We start from the raw sequence: 1,864 nt of genomic DNA on the forward strand, positions 1-1,864 counted from the left end.
CTTCGCCCGGGCCGCCGGCCTGACCCAGATCCAGAGCTCGCGCGTGGTGCTGATCTCGCCCGGCGCGCTGCCGCTGCCCGACCTCGGGGAAACCGGTCCGCAACTGGAGGAGGCGGCCACCGGGTCGGTGGAACTGACCCGGGCCGTGGCCGACTTCTACAACTCGGTGCACGTGTGGGACCGCGCGGACATGACCGTGGGACGCGCCCAGCAGATGCTGCTGAGCGAGAGCGCGGGGGCCGGCGGAGCGGTGGTGCTGCGCAGCGCGCCCAAGTCCGACGGCGGCACCATCCAGGCTTTCGCCGTCAGCTACACGCACGAGCGCACGGACGCCCCGGCGGACGTGCTGCTGGGATACGACACCGCGCTGCCGGCCGAGGACGCCGAGGCCGCGGTGCGGGCGCTGCTGGCCATGCTGGTGGCGCAGTACCCGGTGCAGCTGGAGGTGGACGACTCGATGACCGCTGTGCTGGCCGTGCTGCAGCCGCTGCTGGACTCCGGTCTCGCGCGCCAGCTGGGTCCGGAAACCTCCATCGTCAGCGACTGACGGATGGGGCACAGCCACAGCCACGGGACTTCCACGCCCGGCGCCGCCGCACTCGCCGCGCGGCGGCGGGCCAACCTGCTCCTGGCGGCCATCCTGTTGCCGGTCACCGTCCTGACCCTGGTGGGCATGATCCTGCTCTGGCCCTCCGGGGACGGAGCCGGAGCCGATGTCCCCGATCCCTATGCCGCGGCGCCCGGGGTGACGTTCGACGTCGGCACCGTGCAGAGGGTGGAGCTGGAAGACTGCCCCACCTCGCAGGCGGCGGTGGACGCCGGCATGGAAGCACAGGAGTGCCTGGTCGCCTACACCCAGCCCGACGCCGGCGGCTCGCCGCTGCCCGTGGAGATCACGCCGGAGATCGCGGCCTCGCGCGGCGTCGAGGCCGGCGACACCATCCGCTACCTGAATCTCTCCGGCGTCATGGGCGGGCAGGAGGGGGCCTACGTCTTCGTGGACTTCGTGCGCAGCGTCCCCATGGTGCTGCTGGCCGTGCTTTACGCCCTGGTCGTGGTGGCCGTGGCCCGCTGGCGCGGCTTCCGCGCGATGCTCGGACTGGCGGGCGGTTTCCTGGTCCTGGCGCAGTTCATCCTGCCGGGCCTCATGGAAGGCAAGCCGCCGCTGCTGCTGGCGCTCATCGGCTCGGTGGTCATCATGGTCGGGGTGCTCTACTTCGCCCACGGATTCTCCGCCCGCACGTCCACCGCATTGCTGGGCACCCTGTTCGGCCTGGGCGTGACCGCCCTGCTGGCGGCCTGGGCCACCGACGCCGCCTACCTGACCGGCGTGGACGACGACTACACCTACCAGCTGATCAATCTGGGCGGCAGCCTCTCCGTCTCCGGGCTGATCATGTGCGGGTTGATCATCTCCGGACTGGGCGTGCTCAACGACGTCACCATCACCCAGTCGTCGGCGGTGTGGGAGATGTACGAACTGGCTCCCGGTGCCTCTGCCAGGCGCCTGTTCACCGGGGCCATGCGCGTGGGGCGGGACCACATCGCCTCCACCGTCTACACCATTGCCTTCGCCTACGCCGGCGCGTCCCTTCCGGTACTGATCCTGGTGTCGCTGCACGACCGGCCGCTGTTCGCCACGTTGACCAGCGGGGAACTGGCCGAGGAGATTGTGCGCACCCTGGTCGGATCCATCGGCCTGGTCCTGGCCATCCCGATCACCACGTTGATTGCGGTGCTGGTGGTCAAGGCCACCGGCATCCGTGGTCCGGTGGCGGCGGGGGAGCGGTCAGGCCCCCGGCACCTCATGGCCGGAGCCGCCGGCGATCCCGACGCGGGGGTACGGGGGCCTGACGTGGCCGCC

General features: G+C 71.2%; 1 protein-coding gene and 1 pseudogene. Both read left to right on the forward strand.

The window, feature by feature from the left end:
• Positions 1-547 (forward strand): annotated as a pseudogene (locus AC5RUJ_RS15490) (GNAT family N-acetyltransferase); the annotation flags it as partial.
• A gap of 3 nt (positions 548-550) precedes the next feature.
• The coding region (locus tag AC5RUJ_RS15495) for a YibE/F family protein (RefSeq protein ID WP_494156157.1) at positions 551-1,864 on the forward strand (1,314 nt) is incomplete at its 3' end.

This window comes from Arthrobacter sp. Y3223164, assembly GCF_059091005.1.